The sequence below is a fragment of the Streptomyces aurantiacus JA 4570 genome (assembly GCF_000414115.1).
GTDB lineage: Bacteria > Actinomycetota > Actinomycetes > Streptomycetales > Streptomycetaceae > Streptomyces > Streptomyces aurantiacus_A.
The window spans coordinates 1-16,554 of sequence record NZ_AOPZ01000221.1 but is presented as its reverse complement, the minus strand read 5'-3'; the positions used below and the strand labels follow the sequence as shown (position 1 = coordinate 16,554).

The 16,554-nt window shown below is 72.0% G+C and carries 17 protein-coding genes and 1 pseudogene; 5 read left to right on the top strand and 13 right to left on the bottom strand.

Translation table 11 applies throughout. From position 1 onward, the window contains the following. Positions 1-272 (bottom strand): winged helix-turn-helix domain-containing protein (locus tag STRAU_RS21645; RefSeq protein WP_397892391.1); only part of this gene is annotated, 272 nt, incomplete at its 3' end. On the opposite strand from STRAU_RS21645, the gene STRAU_RS21640 reads away from it, so the two are divergent. Both STRAU_RS21640 and STRAU_RS21635 read left to right on the top strand, forming a co-directional pair. Then, positions 235-1,239 carry a DMT family transporter gene (locus STRAU_RS21640; protein ID WP_016642509.1) on the top strand — a complete coding sequence of 335 codons (1,005 nt, stop codon included), beginning with the start codon at positions 235-237 and terminating at the stop codon, positions 1,237-1,239. The two genes, STRAU_RS21645 and STRAU_RS21640, sit on opposite strands and share 38 nt — an antisense overlap. A 78-nt stretch (positions 1,240-1,317) precedes the next feature. Further along, positions 1,318-1,512: a DUF1918 domain-containing protein gene (locus STRAU_RS21635; RefSeq protein ID WP_037660978.1), complete on the top strand. Its 195-nt coding sequence runs from the start codon at positions 1,318-1,320 to the stop codon at positions 1,510-1,512. 59 nt (positions 1,513-1,571) lie between these two features. Here STRAU_RS21635 and STRAU_RS21630 read toward each other — a convergent pair whose 3' ends face one another. Then, on the bottom strand, positions 1,572-2,732 hold the full coding sequence (locus STRAU_RS21630; RefSeq protein ID WP_472980055.1) for a glycoside hydrolase family 10-like protein: 1,161 nt from the start codon (positions 2,730-2,732) through the stop codon (positions 1,572-1,574). A 259-nt stretch (positions 2,733-2,991) separates the two neighbouring features. Between STRAU_RS21630 and STRAU_RS21625 the strand changes: the two genes are divergently transcribed. After that, positions 2,992-3,852, top strand: a complete 861-nt coding sequence (locus tag STRAU_RS21625) for a 3-hydroxybutyryl-CoA dehydrogenase (protein ID WP_078621389.1) — start codon at positions 2,992-2,994, stop codon at positions 3,850-3,852. Between the two features lie 288 nt (positions 3,853-4,140). After that, the gene (locus tag STRAU_RS21620; protein WP_016642505.1) at positions 4,141-4,398 is read left to right on the top strand and encodes a hypothetical protein; all 258 of its coding nucleotides are present in this window, start codon (positions 4,141-4,143) and stop codon (positions 4,396-4,398) included. Between the two features lie 21 nt (positions 4,399-4,419). Here the strand turns inward: STRAU_RS21620 and STRAU_RS21615 are convergent, their stop codons facing one another. The 10 genes from STRAU_RS21615 to infC form a co-directional block, all read right to left on the bottom strand. Beyond that, complete coding sequence (locus tag STRAU_RS21615) at positions 4,420-4,962, bottom strand: NUDIX hydrolase (RefSeq protein ID WP_037660972.1); 543 nt, start codon at positions 4,960-4,962, stop codon at positions 4,420-4,422. 144 nt (positions 4,963-5,106) lie between these two features. After that, positions 5,107-6,456, bottom strand: a complete 1,350-nt coding sequence (locus tag STRAU_RS21610) for an NsdA family TPR-like regulatory protein (protein ID WP_016642503.1) — start codon at positions 6,454-6,456, stop codon at positions 5,107-5,109. A gap of 268 nt (positions 6,457-6,724) precedes the next feature. Continuing rightward, positions 6,725-7,714: a PP2C family protein-serine/threonine phosphatase gene (locus tag STRAU_RS21605; RefSeq protein WP_016642502.1), complete on the bottom strand. Its 990-nt coding sequence runs from the start codon at positions 7,712-7,714 to the stop codon at positions 6,725-6,727. A gap of 408 nt (positions 7,715-8,122) precedes the next feature. After that, entirely contained in the window at positions 8,123-10,672 is a 2,550-nt protein-coding gene (pheT, locus tag STRAU_RS21600; protein WP_016642501.1) for a phenylalanine--tRNA ligase subunit beta, read from the bottom strand. Next, positions 10,672-11,811, bottom strand: a complete 1,140-nt coding sequence (gene pheS / locus STRAU_RS21595) for a phenylalanine--tRNA ligase subunit alpha (protein WP_016642500.1) — start codon at positions 11,809-11,811, stop codon at positions 10,672-10,674. Before pheS ends, pheT begins: the two co-directional genes overlap by 1 nt. 160 nt (positions 11,812-11,971) lie before the next feature. Further along, the gene (locus STRAU_RS21590; protein ID WP_016642498.1) at positions 11,972-13,120 is read right to left on the bottom strand and encodes a sensor histidine kinase; all 1,149 of its coding nucleotides are present in this window, start codon (positions 13,118-13,120) and stop codon (positions 11,972-11,974) included. A gap of 57 nt (positions 13,121-13,177) precedes the next feature. Next, the gene (locus STRAU_RS21585) at positions 13,178-14,035 is read right to left on the bottom strand and encodes a TrmH family RNA methyltransferase (RefSeq protein WP_259299954.1); all 858 of its coding nucleotides are present in this window, start codon (positions 14,033-14,035) and stop codon (positions 13,178-13,180) included. 125 nt (positions 14,036-14,160) lie between these two features. After that, on the bottom strand, positions 14,161-14,544 hold the full coding sequence (rplT, locus tag STRAU_RS21580; RefSeq protein ID WP_016642495.1) for a 50S ribosomal protein L20: 384 nt from the start codon (positions 14,542-14,544) through the stop codon (positions 14,161-14,163). 96 nt (positions 14,545-14,640) lie between these two features. Next, positions 14,641-14,835 carry a 50S ribosomal protein L35 gene (gene rpmI / locus STRAU_RS21575; RefSeq protein ID WP_004944288.1) on the bottom strand — a complete coding sequence of 65 codons (195 nt, stop codon included), beginning with the start codon at positions 14,833-14,835 and terminating at the stop codon, positions 14,641-14,643. Positions 14,836-14,940: 105 nt separating this feature from the next. Next, positions 14,941-15,603: a translation initiation factor IF-3 gene (gene infC, locus STRAU_RS21570; protein WP_213083758.1), complete on the bottom strand. Its 663-nt coding sequence runs from the start codon at positions 15,601-15,603 to the stop codon at positions 14,941-14,943. Positions 15,604-15,963: 360 nt separating this feature from the next. Here infC and STRAU_RS21565 point away from each other — a divergent pair, with 360 nt between their 5' ends. Next, positions 15,964-16,350 (top strand): DUF1844 domain-containing protein, encoded by a 387-nt coding sequence (locus STRAU_RS21565; RefSeq protein ID WP_016642496.1) that lies wholly within the window; start codon positions 15,964-15,966, stop codon positions 16,348-16,350. A gap of 3 nt (positions 16,351-16,353) precedes the next feature. On the opposite strand, the pseudogene STRAU_RS21560 reads toward STRAU_RS21565, so the two are convergent. Next, positions 16,354-16,554 (bottom strand): annotated as a pseudogene (locus tag STRAU_RS21560) (SseB family protein); the annotation flags it as partial.

The following is a 16,554-nucleotide window of genomic DNA, read 5'->3' as shown; positions in this document are numbered from 1 at the left end:
GCCGCGGCGGCCGCGCTCGCCGCCGGCGGCCGCGCCCGGAAGGCCCCGGCGCCGGGCCGCGTCACGACGAGACCCTCCGCGGCGAGCTGCGCGAGGGCCCGCGACACGGTCACGGGACTCACCCGGAACCGCTCGACCAACGCCCTGCTCGACGGCAGCTTTCCACCCGGAGAGTAGCGGTCCAGCTCGTCCCGCAGCTTCTGTGCCAACTCACCCACACTGCTACGCTCTTGCATGAGAGCACAGGATAGCGCTACTGATCCGCGAGCGATAGCAGTCCGGACGTCCACCGCGGCCCGCCCCGCCCACACCGGCGGCAGCGAGGCACCCGCCGCCCCGCCCGCCGCGTCCCCCGACGCCGCGGACCGCGCCCAGGACCGTCGCCGCCGCGCCGGCACCGCCCAGGCCGCCCTCGGTGTCGTCGCCTTCTCGCTCACCTTCCCGTCCACCGCCTGGGGCCTCGAAGGCATCGGCCCCTGGTCCTTCGTCGCCCTGCGCTGTGTCCTCAGTGCCGTCATCGCGGGCGGCTGTCTGCTGGCCCTGCGCGTCCCGGTGCCGCCGCGCGCCCACTGGGCCGGGCTCGCCGTCGTCGGCGGCGGCGTCGTGATCGGCTTCCCGCTCCTGACCTCGCTCGCCCTCCAGACGTCGAGCACGTCGCACGCGGCCGTGGTCGTCGGGCTGCTGCCGCTGACGACCGCCGTGTTCTCCGCGCTGCGCACCGGAGTCCGCCCGTCACGGACCTTCTGGGCCGCGGCGATCGCGGGCGCGGCCGCGGTGCTGGCCTTCACGGCCCAGCAGAGCGGCGGGTCGCTGTCGACCGCCGACCTCTATCTGTTCGGCTCGCTGCTCGTGTGCGCCGCGGGCTACACCGAGGGCGGCCGGCTCGCCCGCGAGATGCCGGGCTGGCAGGTCATCGGCTGGGCCCTGGTCCTGTGCCTGCCGCTGACCGTCGCCTGGGCGGCGCTCGCCCTGCCGCAGGAGCCCTTCCAGCTGACGGCGCACAGCTCGATCGGCCTGCTCTACTCCGCGATCGGCTCCCAGTTCCTCGGCCTGCTGATCTGGTACCGCGGTATGGCCGCCATCGGCATCCCGAAGGCCAGCCAGCTCCAGCTCGCCCAGCCGCTGCTCACCCTCGTCTGGTCGCTGTTCCTGCTCGGCGAGGACATGACCCCGGCGGCGCCGCTGACCGCAGTCGCGGTGCTCGTGTGCATCGCGGTCACCCAACGGGCGCGCGGGTAGGCGCCAACCGCCGATACCGGTCGTACACTGACGGCCACGCACCGCCACCACCCTGACCGGACGAGGAGGGCACTCCCCATGCAAGCATCCGTGGGCGACCGGCTGCTGATCCACGGCAGGATCGTCGGGCAGCAAGACCGGACGGCGGAGGTCATCGAGGTCCTCGGCGACAACGGCACCCCGCCCTACCGCGTGCGGTTCGAGGACGGGCACGAGACGGTCATGTCGCCGGGCCCCGACACGGTCGTACGCCACTTCGCGAACGACGAGTGAGCCACCGGGCCCGGGTCCACCGACCCGGGCCCGCCCGCTCAGCCCGCGCCGTACGCGTATCAGTCGGCGCCGTTCGTGTAGTGGTCGTCGACGACCCGCTGCATCGCGCCGATCCGGTCGGCGACGACGTGCTTCGCCGAGTAGAAGACGTGCCCCCGCACCCGCGGGTAGTCCTGCGCGAACGTGAGGTGCCGGGACAGCTCGGCGGGATCCTGCCACGCGGCGGGCTGCGCCGGGTCCCCCGCCTTGTACAGCGCCTCCCCCACGTACAGCTGCACGCCCGTCCCCCGCGCCACGTCGTCCCACCAGGGCACGAGCTTGGCGTAGTCGGCCGCGGGCAGACCGATGTTCCAGTACAACTGCGGACAGATGTAGTCGATCCAGCCCTTCTTCACCCAGCCCCGGGTGTCCGCGTACAGATCGTCGTAGGTCTGCACGCCCGCGCGCGTGTCCGAACCGGTCGGGTCGGTCGAGGCGTTGCGCCACACGCCGAAGGGGCTGATCCCGAACCGCGTTCTGCGGCGCACCTTCTTGATGCGCACGCCCATCTCCCGCACCATCCGGTCGATGTTGTCGCGGCGCCACGACGCCCGGTCCGGGAAGCCGCCGCCGTGACGGGCGAAGGCGGCGTCGTCGTCGAAGACCTGCCCCGCGACCGGATAGGGGTAGAAGTAGTCGTCCCAGTGGACCGCGTCGAGGGGATAGCGCCGCACCGCGTCGAGCATCGAGTCCTGCATGAACCGCCGCACCTCGGGCAGCCCCGGGTTGTAGTAGAGCTTCCCGCCGTAGGGCACGACCCAGTCGGGGTGCAGGCGCGCGGGGTGCGACGGGATGAGGCGCGCGGGGTCGGTGTGCATGGCGATGCGGAACGGGTTGAACCAGGCGTGCAGCTCCAGACCTCTGCGGTGCGCCTCGCGCACGGCGGTGCCCAGCGGGTCCCAGCCCGGGTCGTTGCCCTGCGTGCCCGTGAGCCACTCCGACCACGGCTCGTACCGCGAGGGCCAGAACGCGTCGGCCGTGGGGCGCACCTGGAGGACCACCGCGTTCAGGCGGCGGCGCACGGCCTCGTCCAGATACGCGATCAGCTCCGCGCGCTGCTGTGCCGCGGGCAGGCCCGGCTTGGAGGGCCAGTCGATGTTCACGACCGTCGCCACCCACATGCCGCGCAGCTCCCGCCCCCGGTGCCGGGCCCCCGGCACCGCCGCCGCGTCCCCCGCCATGGCGAGGGACGCGGCCACCGAGGCCGCCGCCATGGTGAACGCCCGACGTGACATCCGACGTGACAAATGCCTCATGAAGCCGCCCCTCGAGTCCGGGATCCGCCGACAGTCGCTGGCTTTTCGGGGACAGCATGCCCGACCCGGCCCGGAAAGGACCGGAGGTTGCGGAGTAACGTTCACCGGCGAGGCAGGCACCGGCACCGTACGGGGGACCCTGCCGGACCTGTAGATCTGCGAAAGGCACGAGGTGACCGACTCTATGGCCGACATTGCGCGCGTCGGAGTGGTGGGCTGTGGCCAGATGGGCGCGGGTATCGCGGAGGTCTGCGCCCGCTCCGGCCTGGACGTCATGGTCGCGGAGACCACCGGCGAGGCCCTGGAGATCGGCCGTACCCGGCTGTACAACTCCCTGTCCAAGGCGGCCGAGCGCGGCAAGATCTCCGAGGAGGAGCGGGACGCCACGATCGCGCGGCTCAGCTTCACCACCGACCTGGGCGAGTTCTCCGACCGCGACCTCGTCATCGAGGCCGTCGTGGAGAACGAGCAGATCAAGACGGAGATCTTCCAGGTGCTCGACCAGGTGGTCACGCGCCAGGACGCGATCCTCGCCTCCAACACCTCCTCCATCCCGCTGGTGAAGCTGGCCGTGGCGACGTCCCGCCCGGACCAGGTCATCGGCATCCACTTCTTCAACCCGGCCCCCGTGCAGCAGCTCGTCGAGCTGATCCCGGCGCTGACCACGTCGGAGGGCACCATCAGCCGGGCGCAGTCCCTGGTGGAGAAGGTGCTCGGCAAGCACGCGATCCGCGCCCAGGACCGCTCGGGCTTCGTGGTGAACGCGCTCCTCATCCCGTATCTGCTCTCGGCCATCCGGATGTTCGAGTCGGGCATCGCGTCCCGCGAGGACATCGACAACGGCATGGAGATGGGCTGCGCCCACCCGATGGGTCCGCTGAAGCTGGCCGACCTGATCGGTCTGGACACGGTGGCGTCGGTGGCGGACAGCATGTACGAGGAGTACAAGGAGCCGCTGTACGCCGCTCCCCCGCTGCTCCAGCGCATGGTCGACGCGGGCCGCCTCGGCCGCAAGACGGGCTCGGGCTTCTACACGTACGTCTGACCGGCCGCCCCCGCGACCGTCCGTCGCACCGCGCGGCGCACCGCCCCGCGCGTTCCGCTTCGGCCGGTCCGGCTCGCGATCCGATTACGCTCCGTACCTGAACTCAAGTCAGTTTTCGGCCAGTTCACGGGCCCGGCACTCACCGAGTGCCGGGCCCGCGCCGTTCACACACCGTGTGCGCGCCGGGCTCGCATATGCCCTTCGCACACGCTCCCGCCGTGACCACCAGGCGAGTTGACTTTCCGTGCGCACAGGGGGGATGTGACCTCTACCGAAAGGAGCTGACTCGTGACCACCGACCCCGAGCGTCCCGTGGTCCCGGAAGAACTCGCAGAGTTACGACGCAGCCTGGACGTGGGCCTCGCCCGCGTCGACGGACGGCTCGCGCTACTCACGCAGAGCGACTCCCAGCACACCAAGGACCAGGATGACCTGTCCCTCCGGATCACGGCTCTGGAACACAACCGGTGGCCGGTGCCGGCCCTCGCCGCCCTTACGTCGATCGGGGCCCTCGCGGTGGCGGTCTGGCAGGCCCTGGGGCGCTAGTCCGGGACCGGCACGGGCCGGCTAGCGCCCGTCCTGGCCAAGACGCAGATGGTGCAGCAGGAGGAGTGCCGCCGCCATGTTGGCGGCCGGGACCTCGCCCCGCGCCACCATGTCGGGGACGAGCTTGAGCGGGACCCACTCACGGCGGTCCGACTCGAAGTCGTCCTGCGGGTGGCCGATGTAGGTCCCTTCGTCCGACCAGTAGATGTGGTGCCGGGCGTCGGTGAGACCGTTCGACGGCTCCACGCTCATCAGGTGCCGCAGGGGTCCCGGCCGCCAGCCGGTCTCCTCCTCCATCTCGCGGGCCGCCGCGAAGGCGATGTCCTCGCCGTCCTCGACGACCCCCGCGGCCAGCTCCCAGCCCCAGCTGTCGGTGATGAAACGGTGCCGCCACAGCAGCAGCACCTCGTTGGCCTCGTTGACGACCGTGGCGATCGCGACCGGCCGCAGCCGTATCAGGAAGTGGTCGAGGTGCCGACCGTCCGGCAGCTCCACATCTGCGAGATTGACGGTGAACCATCGGTTTCCATACACAGTTTGTTCGCTCTGTTTCGTCCACTGCACGGTTCTGCCACCTTCCGCCGAATAGATGGCAATATCGCAGCAGGAGGGGTCCCAGAGCACTCCGCGCACGGCAGAGCGAAGTAGCACGTGTCATGTCTGGTGCCGCCCCCGCGCCCCTCAGCGACGCGGCACCGCGCCGCGCTGTTACAGCGGCACGCGCAGTGCGCCGTCGATGAGTTCGGCGGCCTCGGCCGTGCCGGCGCAGTCGCTGCGCACCAGGTGCTCGCGCACCGCCCGCAGCCGGTCGCGCAGCCGCTGCGACTCCATCCCCCGCGCCTGTTCTGCCATTTCCACCGCCGTGGCCACCGCCTCGTCGGTGTTCCCCTGCCGCAGTTCGATCTGGCTGAGCATGGCGAGCCGGTGCACCCGGCCCCGGTCGTGCGCCGGAGTGTCCACGGCCGCAGCGGCGTGTTCGTGCGCGCCCGCGAGATCACCGAGGCTCAGCAGCGCCTCGGCCACCTGCACGTTCACCAGGCCGGGCTGGACATAGCCCGTCTCGTCCGGTTCGCGCCCCCGGCGGATGCGGTCGGCCGCGGCCTCGGCACGCCGGATGCACGACAGCGCGCTGCTGCCGTCGCCCAGGTGCGCGTACGACTTGGCCTGCATCGCGTACAGATCGGAGGCGAGCGCCGGGGTGATGTCGCGGCCCGCGGCGCGCAGCGCGGCCTCCGCGAAGGCGACCGCCTGGCGGTATTCGCGCATGAACAGCGACTGGTTGACAAGGAGCGCGATGACGTACGCGCCGAGTCCCCGGTCCCCGCTGGCCTTCGCGAGCCGCAGCGCCTGGTGGAAGTAGCGCTGCGCCAGGCCGTGCGCGTCCGAGTCGTACGCGCAGATGCCGGCGATCGCCACCAGGCCGCCCGTGGCGCGGTGCAGCTGACGCCCCGTCGCGTCGGTGTAGCTGCCGCGCAGCAGCGGGGCGGCCTCGGCGTTCAGGAAGCCGACGATGCGGGTGCGCGTCGCCACGCCGCCCGTCTTGCGGTACATCTGCTCGTAGTGGGTGCGGGCCGCGCGCATCATCTCTATGTCCGCCATGCTCACCGGATGGCGTCCGCCGCGGGAGACGTCCACGTCCTCCGGCGGGTTCTCCCACTCCCAGACCGGCATCACCGCGGGCGTGCCGGTGACCGCGGGGGCGCCGAGCAGATGCGGGCGCTGCTGTTCGTCAGAGCGCCACAGGGCCGTGGCGCGCTCGACGAACCCGGAGAGCGTGGAGGCCATCGAGCCCTGTCGCGCGGCGGGGAGTCCGGGCACACCGAGGCCGATGTCGTCGAGCGTGACCGTGCGCTGCAGCCGCCCCGCGAGCACCTCGCAGATGAGGTCGGGCACCTGGCCGCGCGGGCGCTGGCCCTTCAACCAGCGGGCCACGGCGGTGTGTTCGTATCTCAGCGAGAGCCCTCTCGCCTTGCCCGCCTGGTTGACATGGGCGGCGAGGCCCGCATGCGAGATGCCTGCTTCGTCGAGGATCGCGTCGAGCAGGGTGTTGGGCTGCATGGATGCCCTCCGGTGGCTCGGTACGACCAGCCTAATGGAGTCACGCGCACACGGGGTGTGAACGGAGTGCTCGCATCCGGGAGGCGTGCGCTCTGCCGCGCCCGGCGCGGGGTGGGTTGACTGAGAGCCCTCACCAGGAGGCGGCCGGGCCGCCGGCTCCCCCTCATACAGCGCGGCGGCCCCTCTGTGGCGCCGTCCGTCGGTCGTCGTCTGCCCGGCAGCTCCGCGACGGCCCGGACGGCGCAGGCCGCACCAGACCGGGCGGTGTTCAGCTCATGGTGCGGGCGCGCCGCCCGGTCTCCGCCTGCTGCGCCGGCACCCGGTGCCGGTCGTTGCGCAGGACGAGCAGCGCGGCGTCGTCGGACGTCAACCGGCCGATGTGGCGCAGGAGTTCGCCGTACACGGCGTGGATCACGGCCTGCGGCGAGACGGGCTGGACCCGGGCGGCCTCCCCGAGCACGGACTGCAGCGGGAAGAACCGTCCCGCGGCGTTGCGCGCGTCCTCCATGCCGTCGGTGTGCAGGGCGAGCGCTTCACCGGGCAGCAGCCGTCCACAGTGCGCCAGGGGCAGTTCGGCGGGCAGCGGGAACGGCCCGAGCGGCGGCAGCGGGTCCCCGCCCACCATCGGTTCGGCCCGGCCGCACAGCCGATAGGGCCACGGGTGGCCGCAGTTGAGCGCCCACACGTCGCCCGCCCGGCTGATCTCGACGAGCAGGACGGTCACGAACTCCTCGGCGAGCACGCCGTCCGGCGGGGTGGCGCCGCTCGCGGGGTGCTCGGCGCGGGAGCGCTCCCTCATGTGCCGGGCGAGCGCGCGCTCCAGGCGTCTGAGGACGAGGGGCAGCTCGACTTCCTCGTGCGCGGCCTCGCGGAAGCTGCCGAGGACGGCGGCCGCGGTGCCGATCGCGGCGAGCCCGTGTCCGCGTACGTCGCCCATCACGAGCCGCACGCCGTGGTCGGTGGCCGCGACCTCGTACAGATCGCCGCCGACGGACGCGCCGTGTGTGGCCGACAGGCGGCCCGCGGCGAGCGCGAGGCCGTCGACGCGCGGCGGCAGCGGGCGGAGCAGCACGTTCTGCGCGGCGCCCGCGACCTCGCGGAGCTGCCGCAGCTCGCGCAGCAGCGCGTGCCGCACGTGCACGATCAGGCCGGTGCCGACGGCGAAGAAGACGGCGCTGGTGACGATCCGCGCGCTCAGGCTGTGCTGCTGGGCGAGCGGGCAGCCGAGTTTGTACGTGATGGCGACGGCGCCCCACATCGTGGGCAGGCCGAGCGCGAGGACGCGGCGCAGGCGGCGGGCGCACGGCCGCTCGAACGCGGCACCGCCCCCGGGGCTCGCTCCGCGGGGCCGCCGGGGAGTTCTCGCGCGAAGTCTCACTCCGCGGTGGGCCCCGACTCCGCGGCGGGGCGGGCGAGGCTTGATCCGGATCATGCCGACGGCCCCCTCAGGCCCGGTCCAGCGCCCTAAGGCCCGGTCAGCGTGCGGGCCGGGTACGGGGCCGGTGCGGGCCGGCCCCTACGGCCGCATCGATTCTGTCGACCGCATGGCCGGATCGGGTCAGATCACCGGACGTTGTCACCCTAACGAGTGAGGGGCGCATCCGCGTCCACGGATACGCCCCTCAACTGCGCCTTCGCACACCGGGTGCGGCGGGTGCGGCGGGGATCAGGCCCCGCGCAGCACCGCCCCGGTGACCTCGGCGGCGCGCGCCACGGCCGCGTCGCGGGCGGCGCTGGCCTCGTCGACGGTCAGCGTGCGGTCGGCGGCGCGGAAGCGCAGCGCGTACGCCAGGGACTTCTTGCCCTCGCCGAGCTGCTCGCCGGTGAAGACGTCGAACAGGCGGATGTCCTCGAGGAGTTCACCGGCGCCGTCGCGCAGGAACGCCTCGACGACGGCCGCGGGCACGTCCTGGTCCACGACCAGCGCGACGTCCTGCGTGGCCACCGGGAACGCGGAGATGCGCGGCGCCCGCAGGGTGCCCTCGCCGGCCTCGGCGAGGACGTCGAGGTTCAGCTCCATCGCGCAGGTGCGGGCGGGCAGGCCGAGCGCCTTGGTGACGCGCGGGTGCAGCTCGCCGGCGTGGCCGATGACGACGATCTCGCCCTCGCTGCCGTCGTCGGCGACGCCGTCGGCGTGCTCCAGGAACACGCACAGCTCGGCGCAGCGGCCGGGGTGCCACGGGCCGTACTGGCCCTGCTGGACGATGAGTTCGACGCCGGCCTCGCGGGCCACCGTGCGCGCCGCCTCGACGGCGTCCGCCCAGTCGGCGGGCCGGCCCTTGCCCCACCAGCCGGCCTGCTCGCGGGCGCCGGTGAGGACGACCGCGGCGTGCCGGGGCTGCTCGGGCAGGGCGGCGTTGAGCGCCGCGATCTCCTCGTCGGTGGGACGCCGGTCGACGGGCGGGTTCTCGGCGCGGACGGTGTTCCCCGCGGCCCGGGGGTGGAAGACCAGGCCGGTCTCGAACAGCGCCAGGTCGTGGCTGCCGCGCCCGTCGTTGCGGCGCAGCGTGGCGAGCAGGCCCGGCAGCAGCGTCGTACGAAGAGCGGGCTCCTCGTCGGACAGCGGGTTGACGAGCTTGACGACACGGCGGTTCGGGTCGTCCTGGTCGAGGCCGAGCTGGTCGAAGACCTGCTCGCCGACGAACGGGTAGTTCGGCGCCTCGACGAAACCGGCCCCGGCCAGCGCGCGGCCCACGCGCCGGTGCAGCCGCTGCCGCTCGGTCAGACCGCGCCCGGCGGGGGGCTTGGGCAGCGTCGAGGGGAGGTTCTCGTACCCCTCGAGGCGGATGACCTCCTCGGCGAGGTCGTTGATCTCGGCGAGGTCGGGCCGCCAGGACGGCACGGTGACGGTCAGGGAGTCCTGGCCGTACACGTCGCAGCCGACCTGCTGGAGGCGGCGTACGACCGACTCACGGCCGTAGGCCACGCCGGCGACCTTGTCCGGGTGGTCGGCGGGCATGGTGATGGTGCGCGGCGCGGAGGGCGCGATGACCTCCGTGACGCCGGTCTCGGCGGTGCCGCCCGCGAGCAGCACGAGGAGGTCGACGGTGCGCTGCGCGGCGGCGGACGCGGCCTGCGGGTCGACGCCGCGCTCGAAGCGCTTGGCCGCCTCGGAGGACAGCTTGTGCCGGCGCGCGGTGCGGGCCACGGTGACCGGGTCGAAGTGCGCGGCCTCGATGACCACGTCCGTGGTGCCGGCCTCGGCATCGTGGTCGGCGATCTCGGTGTTGGCGCCGCCCATGACGCCCGCGAGGCCGATCGCGCCGCGGTCGTCGGTGATCACCAGGTCCTCGGCGTCGAGCACGCGCTGGGCGCCGTCGAGGGTGGTGAACTTCTCTCCCTGCTCGGCCCGGCGCACGCCGATGGTGCCCTGGACGCGCGAGCGGTCGTAGGCGTGCAGGGGCTGGCCGAGCTCCAGCATCACGTAGTTGGTGACGTCGACGGCCAGCGAGATCGGACGCATGCCCGCCTTCTGCAGGCGGCGGCGCAGCCAGATCGGCGAGCGGGCGTCGGGGCGCAGGCCGGTGACGGTGCGGGCGGTGAAGCGGTCGCAGCCGGCCGGGTCGCTGACCCGCACCGGGTAGCCGAAGGAGTTCGGCGCCGGGACGTCGAGCAGTGCCGGGTCGCGCAGCGGCAGGCCGTACGCGGTGGCGGTCTCGCGGGCGACGCCGCGCATCGACAGGCAGTAGCCGCGGTCGGGCGTGACGGCGATGTCCAGGACCTCGTCGACCAGTTCGAGCAGCTCGATGGCGTCGGTGCCGGCCTCGTGCTCGGGCGGGAGCACGATGATGCCGCCGGAGCCGTCATCGCCCATGCCCAGCTCGTCGCCGGAGCAGATCATGCCGTGCGAGGTCTTGCCGTACGTCTTGCGCGCGGAGATCGCGAAGTCGCCGGGCAGGACGGCGCCGGGCAGGACCACGACGACCTTGTCGCCGACGGAGAAGTTCCGGGCGCCGCAGACGATCTCCTGCGGCTCACCGGTGCCGTTGGCCGTGCCGACGTCGACGGTGCAGAAGCGGATGGGCTTCTTGAAGCCCTCCAGCTCCTCGATGGTGAGGACCTTGCCGACGACGAGGGGGCCCTTGAGGCCCGCGCCGAGCTGTTCGACGGTCTCGACCTCGAGGCCCGCGGCGACAAGCTTGGCCTGCACGTCGCGGCCGGTCTCGGTGGCGGGGAGGTCGACATACTCCCGCAGCCAGGAAAGCGGGACCCGCATCAGATCTCCATCCCGAACGGCCGGGTGAAGCGCACGTCACCCTCGACCATGTCTCGCATGTCTTCTACGTTGTGGCGGAACATCAGCATCCGCTCGATGCCGAACCCGAAGGCGAATCCGCTGTACTTCTCGGGGTCCACGCCACAGGCGGTCAGCACCTTGGGGTTGACCATGCCGCAGCCGCCGAGCTCGATCCAGCCCTCGGAGGAGCAGGTGCGGCAGGGGCGGTCGGGGTTGCCCACGGACTCGCCACGGCACACGTAGCAGACCATGTCCATCTCGGCGGACGGCTCGGTGAAGGGGAAGAAGTTCGGCCGCAGCCGGGTCTTCATGCCCTCGCCGCCGAACAGCTCCTGCACCATGTGGTCCAGGGTGCCCTTGAGGTCGGCCATGGTGAGGCCCTCGTCCACGGCGAGCAGCTCGACCTGGTGGAAGACGGGGGTGTGGGTGGCGTCCAGCTCGTCGGTGCGGTAGACGCGGCCGGGGCAGATCACGTACACCGGCGGCTCGCGGTCGATGAGCGAGCGGACCTGCACGGGCGAGGTGTGGGTGCGCAGCACGACATCGGTGCCCCCGGCGTCGGCGGCGGCGCCCAGGGACGCCGCGTCGACGAAGAAGGTGTCCTGCTCGCCGCGCGCCGGGTGGTCGGGGCCGATGTTCAGGGCGTCGAAGTTGAACCACTCGGCCTCGACCTCGGGGCCCTCGGCGACCGCGTAGCCCATGGCGACGAAGATGTCCTCGATGCGCTCGGACAGCGTGGTCAGCGGGTGCCGGGCACCGGCCGGTACGCGGTCGTGGGGCAGCGAGACGTCCACGGCCTCCTCGACCAGGACGCGGGCGTCCCGCTCGGCCTCGAGCTCGGCCTGGCGGGCGGCGAGCGCCTTGCTCACGGCGCCGCGGGCCATGCCCACGCGCTTGCCCGCGTCGGCCTTGGCCTGCGGGGGCAGGGCGCCGATCTCGCGGTTGGCGAGCGCCAGCGGCGAGGTGCCGCCGGTGTGGGCGGTCTTCGCCTCCTGGAGCTGGTCGAGGTCGGCGGCGGCCGCGAAGGCGGCGAACGCCTCGTCCCGCATGCGCTCGATCTCTTCAGGTTTCAGTGCCTCGACCTCGACAGGGTCGTACGACTTGTTCGGTGCCGACATCTCTTCCCGTGCTTCCGGTTGGCTGGCGGATGGTCCCCGTCAACGAGTCGGAGACGACTGGTCCTGAGAACGTCCCGAATAAAGGGGACACAAAGGTGCCAACGACCGAGTCTAACGGGGTCCTGATAACGGATGAGCCCGCGGGCCGCTCATGGCGTGATCACTGCAGATACGCCGGGGCCCCCACGGGCAACGTAAATCGGAACTGGGCGCCGCCGCTCGCCGCGCGGCCCACGGTGATCGTGCCGCCGTGCGCTTCGACGATGCCCTTCACGATGTACAACCCCAGTCCTGTCCCGCCGCGTTTGCTGCCCCGCCAGAAGCGGGTGAAGACGCGGCTCATCGACTCCTCCGGAATGCCGGATCCCTCGTCGCTGACGGTGACCGCGGTGTCGGCCGCTCCCCGCACGCGCAGGGACGGCGAGGGCGCCACATCAATGGTGACGGTTCCTTCGCCGTGCCGCACCGCGTTTTCCAGGAGGTTGCTCAGCACCTGATCGATCTTGTCCGGGTCGGCCCACAGGTCGGGCAGCGGGTGCAGCAGCCGTACGAGGAAGCGGTCGGCGTCCTGACCGGCTGCGACGTGGGCCTGGATGTGCCGCCCCACGGCGGCGCCGATGTCGACGGGCTGCCGTCGCAGTTCGAGGCGTCCGGAGTCGATCCGCGAGATGTCGAGCAGCTCGGCGATCAGCCGGGTCACGCGGTTCGCGTCGGCGTCCACCGTCTCCAGCATCAGCTTCTTCTGGTCGTCGGTGAAGCGCTCCCACTTGGCGAGCAGCGTCGCCGTGAAGCCCTTGACGGAGGTCAGCGGCGAGCGCAGCTCATGGGCGACGGTGGCGATCAGCTCGGCGTGGCTGCGCTCGGTGCGCCGCCGGGCCTCGGTGTCACGCAGCGAGACGACGAGGCGGCGCAGCGGGCCGGTCGGCCGCGTCCGTACGTACCGCGCGGACACCAGCACTTCGCGGCCGCCGGGCAGCAGCAGGTTGCGCTCGGGCTGGGCGTTCCGGGTGGCGAGCCCACCGTACGGATCGGTGATCTGCCACCACCGGCGTCCTTCGAGGTCCTCGAGCGGCAGCGCGCGCTCGATGGGCCGGCCGAGCACGTCGGCGGCGCGGACGGCGGTGATGCGGGCCGCGGCGGCGTTGAAGCAGATGACGCGCCCGGTCTCGTCGGCCACGACCAGGCCGTCGGGCAGGTCGTCGGGGTCGATGCCGAGCTCTCCGGGGCCCGGGCCCGCCGGTCCCGCGTGGCCCGTGGGCGGGCACAGAAGGTCCCGCACTCCCGGTGGTCTGCTCGTGCCGACGCTCATTCCCGCTATCCCCGCCTCTCGGAACCGGCGCAGTGGGCCTGTGAGCCCGACACACTACTAGCCGAGGGTGACGGAGCGGCACCCTCCGGCGGCGCGCTGTGCACGGGCGGACGCATAGAGGCATACGGCTGCCGCCGTCGCGAGGTTCAAGCTCTCGGCGCTTCCGTGGATCGGAACGCGCACCACGGCGTCGGCGAGTGCGCGGGTCTCCTCCGGGAGCCCCCATGCCTCGTTGCCGAAAATCCAGGCGGTCTCGGTGCCCATGGTGCCCTGGTCCAGCTCGGCGTCGAGGTCGTCCTCGCCCGCGCCGTCCGCGGCGAGCACCCGCACGCCCGCGCCCTTCAGCCCTCGTACGGCTTCCTCCACGGGGACGCCCACGGCCACCGGCAGATGGAAGTGCGAGCCGACGGACGCGCGCACGGCCTTGGGGTTGTAGAGGTCGACGGAGGCGTCGGTGAGGACGACGGCGTCGGCTCCGGCGGCGTCGGCGCAGCGCAGCACGGTCCCGGCGTTCCCCGGGTCGCGTACGTGGGCGAGCACGGCGACGAGCTTGGGCCGCCCGGCGAGGATCTCCGCGAACGGCACGTCGAGGAACCGGCAGACCCCGACGAGCCCCTGCGGGGTCACGGTCGTCGAGATGTCGGCGATGACGCTCTCGTCGGCGAGGTGCACGCGCGCGCCGACGTCGCGGGCGGCGCCCACGATGTCCGCGTACCGCTCGGCGGCCTCGACGGTCGCGAACAGCTCCACGAGCGTGGGCTCCCCGCCCCCGCGATGCCCGGCGGCCTCCCGCACGGCCTGCGGCCCCTCCGCGAGGAACAGCCGCTCCTTGCCACGGAAGTTCCGCTTGCCAAGCCGCCGCGCACCGCTGACGCGCGGGGACCGCGGGGAGATCAGTTCGGGACCGTGTGCCATCAAGTCGCTCTCAGGTGTACGGGGTTGGGGGAGACGCTCGCGAGGCGGGCCGTCGGCCGAACATGACTGGACCCGCAGGCCCAGTGGCCTGCGGGTCCAGTCACGGCTCAAGCCCAGTGCGAACGTCAGGCAGCCTTGGGAGCGTTGACGTCGGAAGGCAGCGCCTTCTGAGCCACCTCGACGAGCGCCGCGAAGGCGTTCGCGTCGTTCACGGCCAGCTCGGCGAGGATCTTGCGGTCCACCTCGATGTTGGCGGCCTTCAGACCCTGGATGAAGCGGTTGTAGGTGATGCCGTTGGCGCGGGCAGCGGCGTTGATGCGCTGGATCCACAGCTGACGGAAGTCGCCCTTGCGCTTCTTGCGGTCGTTGTAGTTGTAGACGAGGGAGTGGGTGACCTGCTCCTTCGCCTTGCGGTACAGGCGCGACCGCTGCCCGCGGTAGCCGCTGGCCTGCTCGAGGATCGCCCGACGCTTCTTGTGGGCGTTGACTGCCCGCTTGACGCGTGCCACTTGTTAACTCCTTGTAGCGGGGCCGTGGTTGGACTCACACGACCCGGTATCGATTGGGTCCCGGTCAGAGATCAGGCGCGCGGTGCGCGCCCGGACTCACTTGCCGAGAAGCTTCTTGATCTTCTTGGCGTCGCCCGGGGCCATCTCGGCGTTGCCGGTGAGGCGACGCGTCAGACGGGACGACTTGTGCTCGAGCAGGTGGCGCTTGCCGGCGCGCTCGCGGAGCACCTTGCCGGAGCCGGTGACCTTGAAGCGCTTGCTGGCACCGCTGTGCGTCTTGTTCTTCGGCATAGCGCCGTTCTCTCCTCGTCAGTGGCACTCCGATGCCCGGTCGTGAAACCGGGCATCCGGGAGCGTCATGTGTTCGATTGGCATCCCTGGACTCGCGTCCGGGGATCAGGCCTCGGCGGAAGCCTCGGCCGGGGCCTCCTCGGCGGGGGCTTCGGAAAGCTCCTCCTCGGCGGCGTTCTGCGACTTGCCGGGGTTGGCCTTCGCCTCCGCCTTACGAGCCGCCTGGGCCTCACGGGCCTCGGCCATGGCCTCGGTCTTCTTCTTGTGCGGACCGAGGACCATGATCATGTTGCGGCCGTCCTGCTTCGGGTTCGACTCGATGAACCCGAGGTCCTGGACGTCCTCCGCGAGCCGCTGCAGCAGCCGGAAGCCGAGCTCCGGACGGGACTGCTCGCGACCACGGAACATGATCGTGATCTTGACCTTGTCGCCCTGCTTGAGGAACCGGACGACGTGACCCTTCTTGGTGTCGTAGTCGTGCGGGTCGATCTTCGGCCGGAGCTTCATCTCCTTGATGACCGTGTGCGCCTGGTTCTTGCGCGCCTCACGGGCCTTCATGGCCGACTCGTACTTGAACTTCCCGTAGTCCATGAGCTTGCACACGGGCGGACGGGCGTTCGCCGCGACCTCGACCAGGTCCAGGTCGTACTCCTGCGCAAGCTCCAGGGCCTTGGCAAGCGGAACAATCCCGACCTGCTCGCCGCTGGGACCGACAAGTCGCACCTCGGGAACGCGAATCCGGTCGTTGATGCGGGGCTCGGCGCTGATGGATCCTCCTCGGTAGCACCACGCGACCGTCTGGCGGACAGCCGCGTTACGTCTGTTTTCTGGACCAACCGCGCCGGGACGCAAAAAATGCCCCGGACCGATCACAGGAGGGGCTCCACATACCTACCGGAGCACCTCCGCGGTGACCGCGGGGCGCATCGGGCGGTCCATCGCGCATTGCGCGGCGTCCGCCTGACCGGTGACCCGCCGCTCCGGGGAGCGGCCAGGTGGGAGATCGGAGCCTCCACTTGTGGGCCGGATCCCGCGTTGGCACGCAGGTGTCCGACCGGTCGTTACACAAGGTTAGCAGGTCCCGGGGGGTGGGGCGAACGGCCGGGACGCGGCTCTAGGGTGAGGGGCATGAGTGACACGAGCCCCGCGGCCTCCCCCGCATCCCACGACGCACCCCAGACCCCCGGCTTCGACGCCATGACCCGCGACATCGCGGACGTCCCCGCGGTCGAGGTGATCACGACGGTCGCGGTGCACCTGATGAGCGCGGCGGCGGTGAACCTGGGCCTCGCCGAGGAGGGCGAGGCCCACAAGGACCTGGACGAGGCCCGCAAGCTGATCCAGGCCCTGGCCGGTCTGATGGACGCGAGCGCGACGGAGATCAGCTCGTTCCACGCGGCGCCGCTGCGGGACGGCCTGAAGTCCCTGCAGCTCGCGTTCCGCGAGGCGTCGCTGGTGCCGGACGAGCCGGGTCAGGGCCCCGGCGAGAAGTACACGGGGCCGGTCTTCGGCTGACGGCTACCCCTTTCCCTCGCGTACGTACAGGGGCTCGCCCGGTGGCGTCGCCTCGGCCGGCAGGAGTGCCAGGTCGAGGCCGCGCACCAGGCGGGCCCTCAGTGTTTCGTCGGCGGCGAGGGCCTCGGCGACGCGCTGGGCGGCCGCGGCCGGGGCGGCGGCCGGGTCCAGGACCAGCGCGAGGGTGCCGTCGGCGGCGCCGGG